The organism is Enterobacter cloacae complex sp. SHL001 (assembly GCF_049236825.1).
In the GTDB taxonomy this organism is placed as follows: Bacteria; Pseudomonadota; Gammaproteobacteria; order Enterobacterales; family Enterobacteriaceae; genus Enterobacter; species Enterobacter hormaechei_C.
The window spans coordinates 45,861-61,403 of sequence record NZ_JBMKIP010000007.1 but is presented as its reverse complement, the minus strand read 5'-3'; the positions used below and the strand labels follow the sequence as shown (position 1 = coordinate 61,403).

At 56.3% G+C, this 15,543-nt stretch carries 12 protein-coding genes; 3 read left to right on the top strand and 9 right to left on the bottom strand.

Translation table 11 applies throughout. The annotated features are described in order from the left end of the window. Positions 1-5: 5 nt before the first annotated feature. From feoA to greB, 3 genes are all read right to left on the bottom strand, one after another. Positions 6-233: a ferrous iron transporter A gene (gene feoA / locus ACOTYH_RS17995; protein WP_015571441.1), complete on the bottom strand. Its 228-nt coding sequence runs from the start codon at positions 231-233 to the stop codon at positions 6-8. A 319-nt stretch (positions 234-552) separates the two neighbouring features. Next, positions 553-2,883: a Tex family protein gene (locus ACOTYH_RS17990; RefSeq protein WP_015571440.1), complete on the bottom strand. Its 2,331-nt coding sequence runs from the start codon at positions 2,881-2,883 to the stop codon at positions 553-555. 87 nt (positions 2,884-2,970) lie between these two features. Next, positions 2,971-3,444 carry a transcription elongation factor GreB gene (greB, locus tag ACOTYH_RS17985; protein WP_017384149.1) on the bottom strand — a complete coding sequence of 158 codons (474 nt, stop codon included), beginning with the start codon at positions 3,442-3,444 and terminating at the stop codon, positions 2,971-2,973. A gap of 228 nt (positions 3,445-3,672) precedes the next feature. Between greB and ompR the strand changes: the two genes are divergently transcribed. Further along, the gene (ompR, locus tag ACOTYH_RS17980) at positions 3,673-4,392 is read left to right on the top strand and encodes a two-component system response regulator OmpR (protein ID WP_001157751.1); all 720 of its coding nucleotides are present in this window, start codon (positions 3,673-3,675) and stop codon (positions 4,390-4,392) included. Next, the gene (gene envZ / locus ACOTYH_RS17975) at positions 4,389-5,735 is read left to right on the top strand and encodes a two-component system sensor histidine kinase EnvZ (protein ID WP_003861615.1); all 1,347 of its coding nucleotides are present in this window, start codon (positions 4,389-4,391) and stop codon (positions 5,733-5,735) included. The genes ompR and envZ overlap by 4 nt, the downstream gene beginning before the upstream one ends. Positions 5,736-5,827: 92 nt before the next feature. Here envZ and pckA read toward each other — a convergent pair whose 3' ends face one another. The 5 genes from pckA to ACOTYH_RS17950 form a co-directional block, all read right to left on the bottom strand. Then, a complete protein-coding gene (gene pckA / locus ACOTYH_RS17970; protein WP_047740758.1) occupies positions 5,828-7,444 on the bottom strand; it encodes a phosphoenolpyruvate carboxykinase (ATP) in 1,617 nt (538 codons plus the stop codon). A 352-nt stretch (positions 7,445-7,796) separates the two neighbouring features. Continuing rightward, positions 7,797-8,675 (bottom strand): Hsp33 family molecular chaperone HslO, encoded by an 879-nt coding sequence (hslO, locus tag ACOTYH_RS17965; RefSeq protein WP_023304550.1) that lies wholly within the window; start codon positions 8,673-8,675, stop codon positions 7,797-7,799. Between the two features lie 24 nt (positions 8,676-8,699). Further along, positions 8,700-9,101: a ribosome-associated heat shock protein Hsp15 gene (hslR, locus tag ACOTYH_RS17960; protein WP_003861618.1), complete on the bottom strand. Its 402-nt coding sequence runs from the start codon at positions 9,099-9,101 to the stop codon at positions 8,700-8,702. Next, complete coding sequence (gene yrfG, locus ACOTYH_RS17955; protein WP_000550486.1) at positions 9,098-9,781, bottom strand: GMP/IMP nucleotidase; 684 nt, start codon at positions 9,779-9,781, stop codon at positions 9,098-9,100. Before yrfG ends, hslR begins: the two co-directional genes overlap by 4 nt. 64 nt (positions 9,782-9,845) lie before the next feature. Further along, positions 9,846-11,984: an intracellular growth attenuator family protein gene (locus ACOTYH_RS17950; protein ID WP_063138910.1), complete on the bottom strand. Its 2,139-nt coding sequence runs from the start codon at positions 11,982-11,984 to the stop codon at positions 9,846-9,848. Positions 11,985-12,311: 327 nt separating this feature from the next. Between ACOTYH_RS17950 and nudE the strand changes: the two genes are divergently transcribed. After that, positions 12,312-12,872 carry an ADP compounds hydrolase NudE gene (gene nudE, locus ACOTYH_RS17945; protein ID WP_003861622.1) on the top strand — a complete coding sequence of 187 codons (561 nt, stop codon included), beginning with the start codon at positions 12,312-12,314 and terminating at the stop codon, positions 12,870-12,872. Positions 12,873-12,966: 94 nt separating this feature from the next. Here the strand turns inward: nudE and mrcA are convergent, their stop codons facing one another. Then, positions 12,967-15,519 carry a peptidoglycan glycosyltransferase/peptidoglycan DD-transpeptidase MrcA gene (gene mrcA, locus ACOTYH_RS17940; RefSeq protein WP_045907643.1) on the bottom strand — a complete coding sequence of 851 codons (2,553 nt, stop codon included), beginning with the start codon at positions 15,517-15,519 and terminating at the stop codon, positions 12,967-12,969. Positions 15,520-15,543 lie beyond the last annotated feature (24 nt).

The following is a 15,543-nucleotide window of genomic DNA, read 5'->3' as shown; positions in this document are numbered from 1 at the left end:
GCTTGTTAACGGGATAAAGATTCAATTTCAATTAATGCGAGATCTTTTTTACGCAGAACCAGATTAACGCGTCGGGTTTCGATATGAACTGGATCGCCCAACGGTGCAACGCGCACAACCTGGAATGATGAGCCGGGTAGCATGCCCAGTGACAGGAGCTTCTGCCGATAGGCCGGGCTTATCTCACGGGTAAAACCGATAATTTTCCACGCACTGTCTGGAGTGAATTGCATAGCGCCTGATTCCACGATAGGTTAAATAATCTACACTGCGATGATAATGAGAATAGTTTTTATCAGCAATAATAAAAATGTGACGGGATGTTGTTAATCGTATTAATTTGCGGTCTGCTTGACCTTGCTCAATATTTTCGAAATTGAGGTGAAAATAAAAAGAGGGCTATTTGTTAATGAGGTGATAATTCGTGGTTTAAATATGGATACAACATATTTATTTTAATTCCCTGCGGCCTGCTTGCCGGGCGGCACTGCGTTTGCCCGGCCTACAAAACCGTAGGCCCGGTAAGCGTCGCGCCACCGGGCATTTACAGCATTAGCGTTTCTTACCCATCGCCGCTGCCAGCGCATCCATCATCGCGCTGTTGCCCGCCGGCTGTGCGTCACGTCCGCGTGGCTTCGCGGCTTTCGCTGCCGGACGCTGCTGTTCACGGCCACCGCCATTACCGCCACGGCGCGCGTTAGTGTCGCCCGGCTGCTCGTCCAGACGCATGGTCAGGGCAATACGCTTGCGCTGGAGATCCACTTCCAGCACTTTCACCTTCACGATGTCGCCCGCTTTGACCACGGTGTGCGGATCTTCAACGAACTTGTCGGCGAGGGAAGAGATATGCACCAGACCATCCTGATGTACGCCGATATCCACAAACGCGCCAAAGTTGGTGACGTTGGTTACCGCCCCCTCCAGCACCATGCCCGGCAGCAGGTCGTTCATGGTTTCTACGCCCTCAGCAAAGGTCGCGGTTTTAAACTCAGGACGCGGATCGCGGCCCGGTTTTTCCAGCTCTTTGATGATGTCGGTGACCGTCGGCACGCCGAACTGTTCGTCGGTGAAATCCACCGCTTTCAGGTTACGCAGCGCGCTGCTGTCGCCCATCAGGTCTTTCAGCGCCTGCCGGGTGGCGGCCAGGATACGCTCGACAACTGGATAGGCTTCCGGGTGAACGGTAGAGGCATCCAGCGGGTTATCGCCGTGGTTGATGCGCAGGAAGCCCGCGCACTGCTCAAATGCTTTCGGCCCCAGACGGCTCACCTTCAGCAGCTGCTGGCGGTTCTGGAACTGACCGTTTTCATCACGCCAGGCGACGATATTCTGCGCCATCATACGGGTCAGGCCCGCCACGCGGGTCAGCAGGGGCACGGAAGCGGTGTTCAGGTCCACGCCGACGGCGTTAACACAGTCTTCCACTACCGCATCCAGCTTACGCGCCAGCTGCGTCTGGCTCACGTCGTGCTGATACTGGCCCACGCCGATGGATTTCGGGTCAATCTTCACCAGCTCCGCCAGCGGATCCTGCAAACGACGGGCGATAGAGACCGCGCCGCGCAGGGAAACGTCCAGATCCGGGAACTCCTGCGCTGCCAGTTCCGAGGCGGAATAGACAGATGCCCCCGCTTCACTGACGATCACTTTCTGCGCCGTCACTTTCGGGAACTGCTTCTGCACGTCGAGATAGAAACGTTCAGTTTCTCGGGACGCCGTACCGTTACCGATGGCAACCAGCTCAACGTTGTACTTCTCGCACAGCGCGGCGACGACGACAGCCGCTTTCGCTGCCTGACCGGTGTGCGGGTAAATGGTGTCGGTGGCAACCAGCTTGCCGGTGCCGTCAACCACGGCCACCTTCACGCCGGTACGCAGACCCGGATCGAGACCCATGGTGGCGCGCAGGCCAGCTGGCGCCGCCATCAGCAGGTCGTGCAGGTTACGGGCGAAGACGTTGATCGCTTCGTCTTCGGCGCGCTCGCGCACGGTGCCCATCAGCTCGGTTTCGAGGTGCATCAGCACCTTGATGCGCCAGGTCCAGCTCACCACGCCTTTGCGCCAGCTGTCCGCCGGGGCGTTGTTCAGGCGCAGGCCCAGATGGTCGATAATGATCTGCTCGCAGTGGCTCTCTTTTGGCGGCTCGTCAAACTGTGGATCGGCATTCAGGGAGAGTTGCAGCACGCCTTCGTTACGGCCGCGGAACATCGCCAGCGCGCGGTGAGACGGCGCGGTAGAAATGGGTTCGTGGTGATCAAAGTAGTCGCGGAATTTCGCGCCTTCTTCCTCTTTGCCGGACACCACGGTGGAGACGATATGCGCGTTCTTCCACAGGTAATCACGCACTTTGGCCAGCAGCGCCGCGTCTTCGGCGAAGCGCTCCATCAGAATGTAGCGCGCGCCGTCCAGCGCGGCTTTGGTGTCTGCTACGCCTTTATCGGCGTCGATAAATTTGGCGGCTTCGGTTTCCGGATCGTGGGACGGTTCGTTCCACAGCAGATCGGCCAGTGGCTCAAGGCCGGCTTCGATCGCAATCTGCCCGCGCGTGCGGCGCTTCGGTTTGTACGGCAGATAGAGGTCTTCGAGCTCGGTTTTACTCAGGGTACCGTTAATGGCTTTTTCCAGGTCACTGGTCAGCTTGCCCTGCTCGCCGATAGATTTGAGGATCGCCTGACGTCGGTCTTCCAGCTCGCGAAGATAGCCCAGACGGGTCTCCAGGTTTCGCAGCTGCGTGTCATCCAGACCGCCGGTGACTTCCTTACGATAACGTGCAATAAACGGCACGGTGTTCCCTTCATCAAGCAGGCGAACGGCAGCTTCTACCTGTTCGGCTCTGGCCTGAAGTTCACCCGCAATAATGCGGCAGAGCGACTCTTTCATCATGGTCAGTTCATCTTGTGGATCGAAAATCAGGGGGATAGTTATACGGGCTGACACCAAAAAATGCCAGCCGGGGAGGGCGCTCTCGGACTATTTAACATACTCGATTTCGTTGACGTACCAGCTTGCTTCACCCGCAGGCGTCTGGACAACGGCTAAATCGCCTACCTCTTTTTTCAGCAGGGCGCGGGCCATGGGTGAGTCGATAGAAATGTAATCCTTACGACCGAAAATTTCATCGTAGCCGACGATACGAAAACGCAGGGTGTCGCCGCTGTCGTTTTCAATTTCGACCCACGCGCCGAAGAAGACTTTACCTTCCTGCTGCGGGGAGTAATCGACAATTTTGAGATTCTCGAGGCACTTCGTCAGGTAGCGTACCCGGCGATCGATTTCGCGCAGCCGCTTTTTATTGTACTGGTAGTCCGCATTCTCGCTGCGGTCGCCCAGGCTTGCTGCCCAAGTGACTTTTTTGGTCACTTCCGGACGCTCTTCGCGCCACAGGTAATCCATCTCTTTTTTGAGTTTCTCGTACCCTTCACGGGTGATCAGAGGCGTTTTCATGGTGCAGCCTTTAATGCCGGTTAACTGTCTTTGCGCACAATACGTAGCGCACAGTGTAACAGACAAGATTAATAATGATTTATGTGATGAAATGAACAGATAAGCTGCTGTTAAATATGCTTTGTAACAATTTCGTCTAGAATTTATACCAGAATTTGCTGGTCGAACCCGTGCACTTTTTTAGAATACGCTGTTCCAGGCTTATCCGAACCTTTGGGAGTACACACAATGCAAGAGAACTACAAAATTCTGGTCGTAGATGACGACATGCGCCTGCGTGCGCTGCTGGAACGTTATCTGACCGAGCAGGGCTTCCAGGTTCGTAGCGTCGCGAACGCGGAACAGATGGATCGTCTGCTGACGCGTGAATCTTTCCACCTGATGGTGTTGGACCTGATGCTGCCTGGCGAAGACGGGCTCTCTATTTGCCGCCGTCTGCGCAGCCAGAGCAACCCGATGCCGATCATCATGGTGACGGCGAAGGGTGAAGAAGTTGACCGCATTGTCGGCCTTGAGATCGGCGCTGATGACTACATTCCAAAGCCGTTCAACCCGCGTGAACTGCTGGCGCGTATTCGCGCCGTGCTGCGTCGTCAGGCGAACGAGCTGCCGGGCGCGCCATCTCAGGAAGAGGCCGTCATTGCATTCGGTAAGTTCAAGCTGAACCTCGGCACCCGTGAAATGTTCCGTGAAGATGAGCCAATGCCGCTCACCAGCGGTGAGTTCGCGGTGCTGAAAGCGCTGGTCAGTCACCCGCGTGAGCCGCTCTCCCGTGACAAGCTGATGAACCTGGCGCGTGGTCGTGAATACTCCGCGATGGAGCGTTCTATCGACGTGCAGATCTCTCGTCTGCGCCGTATGGTGGAAGAAGATCCGGCGCATCCTCGTTATATTCAGACCGTGTGGGGTCTGGGCTACGTGTTTGTCCCGGACGGCTCTAAAGCATGAGGCGAATGCGCTTCTCGCCGCGAAGTTCGTTTGCCCGCACGCTGTTATTGATCGTCACCCTGCTGTTTGTCAGTCTGGTGACGACCTACCTGGTGGTGCTGAACTTTGCAATCCTGCCGAGCCTTCAGCAGTTTAATAAGGTGCTGGCATACGAAGTGCGTATGCTGATGACCGACAAACTGCAACTGGAGGACGGCACGCAGTTGGTTGTTCCCCCGGCGTTCCGTCGGGAAATCTACCGTGAGCTGGGCATTTCTCTCTACTCGAACGAAGCGGCGGAAGATGCCGGCCTGCGCTGGGCGCAGCACTATGAATTCCTTAGCCAGCAGATGGCGCAGCAGCTTGGCGGCCCGACGGAAGTGCGCGTTGAGGTCAATAAAAGCTCGCCGGTTGTCTGGCTGAAAACCTGGCTGTCACCCAACATCTGGGTGCGCGTTCCGCTCACCGAGATTCATCAGGGCGACTTCTCGCCGCTGTTCCGATACACCCTGGCGATCATGCTGCTGGCCATCGGCGGCGCATGGCTGTTTATTCGTATCCAGAACCGACCGCTGGTCGACCTGGAGCATGCGGCATTGCAGGTCGGTAAAGGTATTATCCCACCGCCGCTGCGTGAGTATGGCGCATCGGAAGTGCGCTCGGTAACGCGTGCGTTTAACCACATGGCGGCAGGCGTTAAACAGCTGGCGGACGACCGTACGCTCCTGATGGCCGGGGTCAGCCATGACCTTCGCACCCCGCTGACGCGTATCCGGCTGGCAACAGAGATGATGGGCGAGCAGGATGGTTATCTTGCAGAGTCCATCAACAAGGATATCGAAGAGTGTAACGCCATCATCGAGCAGTTTATCGACTACCTGCGCACCGGGCAGGAGATGCCGATGGAGATGGCGGATCTGAACGCGGTTCTGGGCGAAGTGGTTGCCGCCGAAAGCGGCTACGAACGTGAAATTGCGACCGACCTTCAGGCAGGTGAGATTCAGGTACGTATGCATCCGCTCTCCATTAAACGCGCGGTGGCGAATATGGTGGTCAACGCGGCGCGGTACGGCAACGGCTGGATCAAAGTCAGCAGCGGTACGGAACTCAACCGCGCCTGGTTCCAGGTGGAAGACGATGGTCCGGGCATTAAGCCTGAGCAGCGTAAGCACCTGTTCCAGCCATTTGTGCGCGGCGACAGCGCGCGCAGCACCAGCGGAACCGGCTTAGGCCTGGCGATTGTGCAGCGTATTGTTGATAACCATAACGGACTACTGGAAATTGGCACCAGCGAGCGGGGCGGTTTGAGCATTCGTGCGTGGTTACCGGTGCCGGTTTTACGGGGGCAGGTGAAAGAGAGTTAAAAAAGGGGGGGCCTGATGCCCTCACCCCGGCCCTCTCCCACAGGGAGAGGGAGAAAACATTAAAAAAGGCAACTTTCGTTGCCTTTTTGCTTTTACCTTGGTCCCGCACTCACCAGCGCAGCACCGGCCGGGGTGTCGGTATACTTCTCGAAGTTTTCGATAAACAGTTTCGCCAGCGATTCAGCCTTCTCACGCCACTGTTCCGGTGAACCGTAGGTGTTACGCGGATCCAGGATACGCGAATCCACGCCCGGCAGCTCTGTTGGGATCGCCAGATCGAACATCGGCAGCGTAAAGGTCTCAGCGTTATCCAGCGAACCATCCAGAATCGCGTCGATGATGGCGCGTGTATCTTTGATGGAGATACGTTTGCCCGTACCGTTCCAGCCGGTGTTCACCAGGTACGCCTGGGCGCCGGATGCCTGCATGCGTTTCACCAGCACTTCCGCGTACTGCGTTGGGTGCAGCGACAGGAACGCCGCGCCGAAGCAGGCGGAGAAGGTTGGGGTTGGCTCGGTCACACCGCGCTCGGTACCCGCCAGTTTAGCGGTAAAGCCGGAGAGGAAATGGTACTGCGTCTGGCTGGCGGTCAGGCGGGAAACCGGTGGCAGCACGCCGAACGCATCCGCGGTCAGGAAAATCACCTTCGTGGCATGACCCGCCTTCGATACCGGCTTGACGATGTTCTCGATGTGGTAGATCGGGTAAGAGACGCGGGTGTTTTCCGTTTTCGAGGCATCGTCGAAGTCGATAGAACCATCGGCACGCACGGTGACGTTTTCCAGCAGCGCATCGCGGCGAATCGCGTGGTAGATATCCGGCTCTGCCTCTTCCGACAGGCGAATGGTCTTCGCGTAGCAGCCGCCTTCAAAGTTAAACACGCCGTCATCATCCCAGCCGTGTTCATCGTCGCCAATCAGACGACGTTTTGGATCGGTGGACAGCGTTGTTTTACCGGTGCCGGAAAGGCCGAAGAACACTGCTACATCGCCTTTTTCCCCGACGTTCGCCGAGCAGTGCATGGAGGCGATACCGCGCAGCGGCAGCAGGTAGTTCATGACCGAGAACATCCCTTTCTTCATTTCGCCGCCGTACCAGGTACCGCCGATCAGCTGGATACGCTCGGTCAGGTTGAAGGCGATGAAGTTTTCGGAGTTCAGACCCTGCTCTTTCCACTGCGGGTTGGTGCATTTCGCGCCGTTCATCACGATAAAGTCAGGGGTGAAGTCTTGCAGTTCTTCATCGGTCGGACGAATGAACATGTTCTTCACGAAATGCGCCTGCCAGGCCACTTCAGTAATGAACCGTACGGAGAGACGGGTGTCGGCGTTAGCGCCGCAGAACGCATCAATAATAAACAGACGCTTGCCGGAAAGCTGATGGGTGACAAGTCCTTTCAGATGCTGCCAGGTTTCCGGGGAGAGCGGTTTGTTATCGTTCTTCCCTTTGCCCTTATCAGCCCACCACAGCGTATCGCGGGTGGTGTCGTCTCGGACGATATACTTATCTTTAGGCGAACGACCGGTAAAAATACCCGTATCGACGGCGATAGCACCCAGGTTCGTCAACACACCGCGCTCGTATCCTTCCAGTGCCGGATTGAGCTCTTCCTGATACAGCGTATCGTAATCGGGGTTGTAGACCACTTCCTGGACGTCGTGAATACCATAAGCCTTGAGATCTTGCGGGGTTAAACCATTAACACGCATATCACTGCTCCTTAGCCAATATGTACTGCCTAAAATTGTAGGGTTTTTCTGGGGATGTTAACCGCGACGGGGCTCATAGATTTACGTATCTGGTCAAAACCCTTACTAACGGAAAACGCTGCGACTCCAGTCACAGGGCGGGCAGATTATCGCAGGAATCGCTTTTTGGATGGGGAAAATGTTCTTAAAAGGTTAATCTCTGGTGAATTTATCCAGAAGAATGTGAATGTAATCGCATACATGTAAGAAAATTACGTAAGGGTTACATTGGGAAAACGATTCAGCTTGGGTGGCGTTTTTTACCCCTCACCCAAAGGGGTGAGGGTTAGGGTTAGGGTGAGGGGAAAGAGGTTTAGTGAACCTGCGGGTCCGCTGGAGAGGCGTTATTGCGGATCTCCGCGATATCCATGGAATTGAACACGTAGTGCGTACCGCAGTAATCACAGTGCATATCGATCTCACCGTCTTCCGCCATGATGCTGTCGATCTCTTCATCCGGCAGCGTTTTCAGGGCGCCAGCACAACGCTCGCGAGAGCAGGTGCACTTAAATTCCACATCCTGCGGATCGTAAACCGTCACTTCTTCTTCGTGGTACAGACGCCACAGCACGTCGGTCGCCGACAGGGTGAACAACTCTTCCGCTTTGATGGTTTCCGTCAACGTTGCCAGATGCTCGAAATCATTGGTCTGCGCATCCTGCGCAGGCAGAACCTGAAGCAGCATACCACCGGCAGCAGGCTGACCATCCACTTCACCGGTGCGGATGAACAGGCGGGTTGGCAGCTGTTCGGAACGCATGAAGTAATCTTCCAGGCAGGCGGCAAGCGTGTCGCCTTCCAGACCGACAACGCCCTGATAGCGCTCACCCTCTTCAGGCGAGATCGTGATAACCAGATAGCCATTTCCGACCAGCGTTTTCAGATCCGCATTTTCAGGGATATCGCCCTGAACGCGCGCCACGCCGCGCATCTGCTGCTGGTTATTGCCGTTGATCACCGCCAGCGACATCGGGCCATCACCCTGCAACTGAACGGTAATATCGCCAGCGAACTTCAGCGTGGCGGTCAGCAGGCTGGTGGCAACCAGCAGTTCGCCCAACAGGGTTTTCACCGGCAGCGGGTAGTTGTGGTTTTCCAGAATCTGTTTCCAGGTTTCGGATACGGTGACCAGCTCGCCGCGCACGGCGAATTGTTCAAACAGATAGCGGTGTAATTGGTCGTGTTGGGCCATTTTCATCTCTCGTGCAGGTGAGGGTTACTCGCTCTCACCGTGTTTAAATTTCATCAGATCGCGGCGCTCTTTTTTATCCGGTCGCCGGTCCGGGTGAGGCATGGTCAGCGCATTCATCTTGCGCGCCAGCGCGGTTTTCTCGCGCTTCTCTATGCTTTCGGCCGTCTCTTCATACAGCAAAACGGCTTCGGTTGCGGGCCGCCGCTGCTCGGTAATGGCTTTCACCACCACCGTTTTCTCATCGTTGCCCTGGCGAAGCGTTAGCGTGGCATTCAGTTCAACCAGCTTGCTCGGTTTGCTGCGCTGACCGTTGTAATGCACCTTTCCGCCATCAACCATTTCACGGGCAAGGGCGCGCGTTTTGTAAAAACGGGCGGCCCACAGCCATTTATCCAGTCTTACCCCATCAGAGGGTTTTTCTTTCATGGCGTCTCCTTCACGGTGAGTGAGGGGATCATCCGGCGATAGTCGTTCAGCCCCGGATGTCGCAGATAGCTTTTTTCAGCCAGGCCGGAATCCGGATTAGTCACGCCCAGACAATAGCGAATGCCAAAAGCGGCCGCAGAATCCAGAATCGGCTCGCTGTCGTCAATAAACAGCGTGCGTTCAGGCTGTAAACCGGTCTCTTCCACCACGGCATGCCACAACCGCTGATCCTCTTTCGGATAACCAAATGTGTGGGTGGAAAGCAATAAATCAAGGTGTGAAGCAAGACCGGTATGTTCCAGCTTCACGGCCAGGTTATGGGGATGCGCATTCGTCAGCAAAATGCGGCGCTTACCGCAGGCTTTCAGCGCATCCAGGAACGGGACCGTATCGTCGCGCAGTACAGCGCGTGCGCCCTGGGCGGTGGTCATGGCACAAATATCCAAACCGAGTCGCTCGCTCCAGTAGTCAAGACAGTACCAGTTTAGCGTATGCTGCACCGCGCTATATTGCGAACGAATGAATTCCTGCGCTTCCGCCGGGGAGATCCCCTGCTGTTCACCGTATGTTTCCGGGACCAGCTTTTGCCAGAAATAGTTATCAAAGGCGAGATCAAGCAGCGTGCCGTCCATATCAAGCAGGACGGTATCGACCGCCTGCCAGTCGATATTAAGATGCATAAGGGGGAACTCCAGCCAGAAGAAACGTGCGCGACAGGGTAGCACAACTTGTCGCGCAGGGACGTTATCCGATCAGGCTCTCGGAAGAGGAGATCAGTTTCGGGTTAAGGCAATTTTCGTAGTAGGCCTGGATTTCTGCCAGCCGCGTGCGGGAACGCTGATAGCGGCGTACGGCCTGATAACCGTTCCAGACGATGCACGCCAGCATCGCAATCATCAGCAGGGATGTCCCTATATAGCGCCACAGGCCAGCGCTATCCGGCATACGGTGCAGGCCAATATGACGCGTGCCGTTGGCGTCGGTAAAGAGGGTGGTGACGATCCCTTCCGCGCTGAATGGCGTCTGCATCAGCATCTGCGCCAGACGCTGGAATTCGCTCCACTGCTCCTGGGCCGGATAGTCATACAGCGAAACCTGCGGATAAGGTTGATCCACCAGGTCGCTGCCTTCATCGCTGGCAATCACAAAACCGCCCGGCGCCGGGCTATTAAGCGCCTGGGCGGCACGGGTGGTTTCACGCATCACGAAGGGGGCGGTAGAGGTCGCCACCAGGTTATCCAGCGACTCGGCGCTGACCGGACGCAGAAGCACGTTCACACCGTCCAGGCGTCCCGCTTCGGCGCGTTTCACCAGCGCGTCCCAGTCTTTGCTGTTGCCGAGGTTGACCAGCGCGTTCTTCAGTCGGATACAGTCATCCTGGGCGGAACAGAGATCCTCTGTTTTCAGGACGATTTCGCCAAAGTCATCCAGCAGTACCATGCCCGACTTCTGAATAGCCGAACGCAGGGCAGGGCTGACGCGAGAATCATCATCCGGTTTTGGATGGAGCTGGCGATTAATCGTCTGGGTGAGCGCAGTGGCCTTGTTGACCACATCTGATTCCGGCAGCGGCAGCGGAGAGGCGTCATTCCAGATGATCTGAGAGCAGTCGAACGGCGCGAACGGCGAGTTCTGGCGCGTGTTCCAGGCGCCCGGCGTGTGGATATTACACATCCCGGTGCCTTTGAGGCGCAACGTATCTCCCACGCGTACACCCGCTTCTTCGAGCTGCTGTACGCTGGTGGCTTCCACAGTTTGCGCCCCTTTGATCCACGACAGGGTAAATTTAATCGGCATATCCAGCGGCACGAAGAGCAGCAGCATGACGAAGATTAACGCGGCACCACCGGCAATCACCGCGCTGCGGAGCCAGTGCTGAAGCGGGAAGTTTTTCACTTCGTCGTGCAGGGATAAGTAGCGCCCCTGGCGTACAACGTGGCGGTCGAGATAGATATCAATATCCGTTTTGTGGCCAAGGTCCTGCGCAATCCACGGCTGCCAGTGGCGCGGATAGATAAGATCGATGATCCCGAGCGAGATATTGTTGATATGTTCCTGATCGTTCTCACCGAACAGTCCCCAGCGTTTTGGGGTTCCGCGCAGGCAGTGAATTTCGCGTAATGACGTTTTTGCCGGCGGAGCAAATATGCCCCACAGCCCGGCGGCCAGAAGCAGTACTGCGCCACCCGCGAGCCACGGAACAAACACGTCCGGCGTCAGCAGGCAGATGAAAAAGAGCAGGAACGAGGCGACAATCAACACCGCTTCGCGAATGCCATCCGGGCGGCTCAGGACGTACTCTTCATGCGTCTCCTGGCGGATGTTCAGCAGTTCGATCTGCTCAGTCTCTTCACCGCGAATAGAGGCCTGCGTTCCGCTTGCGCGTTCCAGCGCAAAGCGTGGCGCTTCCTGAACATATTCGCTCAGAGTATGACCATTGAGGGAGATAACCAGCGGCAGCGTATCGGTATGGATGAGCTCGACGCTGTTTTCGTCGTTAATATACTGCTCCCAGAAGGGAGGCAGGTGCACTTCAACAGAGTCGAGATAGTAACGCCACTTGTTGGGATCGTCGGTTGTAATACCGTAGCGGGTAATGGAGCGCGTTACGCACAGAACGGTGTCACTTTGGGCGTTCAGGTTGAGCGATACGGGGGCGGCGCTGGCACCGGTAGGGCCAGGCGAAAGCCGGGATCGGTTCAGCGTGTCGAGATACTGCTCAACGGTGCTGCGTTCCTCTGGCGAAAGCTTGCGCGTGTTTGCCCCGGCAAACGCGTTCAAAAAGGGCAGCCGATAACGGCGATGTACGCGGCGCCTGAATACCCACACCGCAATCGACGCGCAGGCCAGCACAGCAGCGAGAAAAATCAAAATGGTGCTCATGCTTTCCCCATCTTACTTATCTTCTTACAGGTGTTGTCAGTCGCACCTTTTGTACAATGAATGAGATTCTGTGGTCGGCTATCGGCAAGTATGGAGTCTAACTTGAGCATGTTGACGCGCATCCCAGTGACCGGTAATGATAACAAAGCCTGTTCCGGCGCGATATCAGCAAATTCCTGGAAACATTTCAACCTCTTGACATTTGTTTTGAAATGAGAATCGCCAACAGTTACGTTGCATAAATGTAAATAAAGAGCAATTGACATTGCCGAAACCGTGCGGCGTATCGCACAATAAAGCCAGTTCACCCAGCAAAGACCCGTCAAGATGACCAAACCCTTACAAAAGCCCACCATTCTGAATGTTGAAACCGTCGCGAAATCGCGTCTGTTTAATGTCGAAAGCGTGGATCTGGAGTTCAGCAACGGTGTGCGTCGTGTTTATGAGCGTATGCGCCCCTCCTCGCGTGAAGCGGTGATGATTGTGCCCATCGTCGACGAGCACCTGATCCTCATTCGTGAATACGCCGTGGGCACAGAATCCTACGAGCTGGGTTTCTCCAAAGGACTGATCGATCCGGGCGAAACGGTGTTTGAAGCGGCAAACCGGGAGCTGAAAGAAGAGGTCGGTTTTGGCGCGAAAGAGCTGACGTTCCTGAAAAAGCTGAGCATGGCACCGTCCTATTTCTCCAGCAAAATGAACATCGTTGTCGCGGAAGATCTCTATCCTGAATCGCTGGAAGGAGACGAGCCGGAACCGCTACCGCAGGTTCGCTGGCCGCTGGCTCATCTGATGGATTTGCTGGAAGATCCTGACTTTAACGAGGCGCGCAACGTGAGCGCACTGTTCCTGGTGCGGGAGTGGCTGAAGGGACAGGGGCGTTTGTAGCGCCACCATTAAAAACGGCAACCGAAGGTTGCCGTTTTGCATTGACGTTGTAGGCCGGGTCAGGCGTAGTCGCCACCCGGCTTTTTTGTTGGCGTCAGAACAGCTCGTGCGTTTCGCCGTTATCAATCAATTCCGTACCCACCTCATGCACTGCCTGCGTGGTTGGCTGAGTGCCCTCGATGAAATACTCGGCACGGCTGTTACCGCCATTCGCGAGCTGTCCGGTACTGCGGTCGATATTCACCGTCACCACGCCCGGTGGAGGCGTTAGCGGCTGCTCTGGTACGCCCTCGAGAACGGCCTTCATGTATGCATCCCAGGCAGGTTGCGCACTCTTCGCGCCGCCTTCGTAACCGGAAATCTGATCTTTAATCGCGCCAGAGGCGGTCGTGCGCCCCAGATCGCGGCGGTGATCGTCAAAACCAATCCAGACGGAGGTGACAACCCCCGGGCCATAACCTGAGAACCAGGCATCTTTTGAACTGTTGGTTGTCCCGGTTTTTCCGCCGATGTCGTGGCGCTGCAAATCGCGGCCCGCTCGCCAGCCGGTGCCTTGCCAGCCCGGTTCACCAAAGATGTTGGTGTTCAGTGCGCTCTTAATCAGGAACGACAGCGGCGTGCTGATCACGTGCGGGGCATACTCCTGCGCGCCACTCTGGGCGACCAGCGCCTGATTGGCCTGTTCCAGCTGCGGCTGCGGCACCGCCAGATTCTGACGTTCCTGAGAGATCGCCACATCTTCCATATCCTTGTTTTCCAGGACATTGGATTTTGGCGTGTCGCCGTAAATCACCGGAATATCGCATTCAGGGCAGGCAATTTTCGGTTTCGCTTCAAACAGTACGCCGCCCTGATCGTTCTCTATTTTGCTGATGAAATACGGATCGACCAGGAAGCCGCCGTTCGCCATCACCGAGTAGCCTCGCGCAACCTGGAGCGGCGTAAAGGACGCGGAGCCGAGCGCCAGAGATTCAGTATGAACGATGTTTTGCGCCGGGAAGCCAAAGCGTTGCAGATACTCTGCCGCATAATCCACGCCCATCGCACGCATCGCGCGAACCATGACCACGTTCTTCGACTGGCCAAGGCCCTGGCGCAGACGGATAGGGCCAGCGTATTGCGCCGGAGAGTTCTTCGGCTGCCAGTCAGAGCCCGCACCGGCATCCCAGCGGGAAATTGGCACGTCGTTGAGAATGCTGGCGAGAGTCAGCCCCTTATCCATCGCCGCGGTATACAGGAACGGTTTGATGTTCGAACCAACCTGACGCAGCGCCTGGGTCGCGCGGTTAAATTTGCTCTGGTTGAAATCGAACCCGCCAACCAGCGCCATCACGGCGCCGTTCTGCGGATTGATGGAGACCAGCGCAGAGTTTACGTCCGGCACCTGTGCCAGCCACCAGGCATCGCCGACCTGACGCACCCAGATTTGTTGTCCGATTTGTACGACATCGGTCACTTTACGTGGCGTTGGCCCCTGAAGGGTGTCAGAACGGTATGGACGCGCCCAGCGGACACCCTCCATGCGCAGCGAAACGGATGTGCCATCGGCCATCATCGCCACTGCTTCCTGTGGATCGGCCTGGGTGACGACCGCCGGACGCAGCGGGCCATAGGTCGGCAGCGCTTTCAGGGAATCCGTGATTTTTTTACTGTCCCATGCGCCTTCACCCACTTTCCACAGCACGTTGGACGGGCCGCGATAGCCGTGACGCATATCGTAATCCATCACGTTATTACGCACCGCCTGCTGGGCAGCCTGCTGCACCTTGCGGGTCACGGTGGTATAGACGCGATAACCATCTTCATACGCTTTATCACCGTAGCGACTCACCATCTCCTGGCGAACCATTTCAGTGAGATACGGTGCAGAGAAAGCAATTTCCGGCGCATGGTAATTGGCGTCAATAACGTCGCTGCGCGCCTTATCGTATTCAGACTGGCTGATATAGCCTTCGCTCAACATACGCGACAGCACCACGTTACGGCGCGCGGTGGCGCGGTCCAGCGAGTAGAGCGGGTTAAACGTGGATGGCGCTTTTGGCAGGCCGGCAATGGTCGCCATTTCGCTCAGCGTGAGCTGATCGATCGGCTTACCAAAATAGACCTGAGCCGCAGCCCCTACGCCATAGGCGCGGTAGCCCAGATAGATCTTGTTGAGGTAAAGCTCAAGGATCTCGTCTTTGCTCAGCAGTTGCTCAATGCGGATCGCGAGGAACACCTCTTTGATCTTACGCATCAGCGTCTTTTCCGGGCTGAGGAAGAAGTTACGCGCCAGCTGCTGGGTAATGGTACTTGCCCCCTGAGAGGCATGACCGGAGAACAGCGCCACGCTTGCCGCACGGAAAATACCGACCGGATCGACACCGTGGTGCTCGTAAAAACGGCTGTCCTCGGTGGCGATAAAAGCCTTCACCATCACGGGTGGAATTTGATTTAAGGTCAGAGGGATACGACGTTTCTCGCCGTATTGCGCCATCAGTTCACCATCGGCGCTATAGACCTGCATAGGGATCTGAAGCCGCACATCACGAAGCGTGGCGACATCAGGGAGTTGCGGCTCGACATATTTGTACAAACCAATAATCGAGCCTGCTCCCAGCAGAATGCAACAGACTGCAAGGATCAATAAATACTTTACGAACTTCACCGGAGATTTCCCATTTGGTTTAGC